Raw genomic sequence first — 277 nt, forward strand, 5'->3', positions numbered from 1 at the left:
TGTGATGATGACGAGTGATATAGTATCAAGAGCGATGATGACTCGCGAGCGGACAAGAGGTACAACACTACTATTTTTTCCCTCCATTTTGCTATCTATTGTTTATGCTATACCAGCAACAATTTTTCGCCTACTAACATTTCTAGAGCTCCGTCAAAACAGTGCTTTTGTGGAGGGGCGATTGGTATCTTCAATCAGGTTGACCTATTTAGGTGAGTTAGGCTTCGCTCTGTTGTTACAGCTGTTCATCGGTCTGTCCTGTTTTCATTTATTGGAA

General features: G+C 41.5%; 1 pseudogene. It reads left to right on the forward strand.

Annotated elements, in window-relative coordinates:
* Positions 1-4: 4 nt before the first annotated feature.
* Positions 5-277: pseudogene (locus tag C1G53_RS13595) on the forward strand (hypothetical protein); the annotation flags it as partial.

This window comes from Streptococcus suis (assembly GCF_002960445.1).
GTDB lineage: Bacteria > Bacillota > Bacilli > Lactobacillales > Streptococcaceae > Streptococcus > Streptococcus hyiners.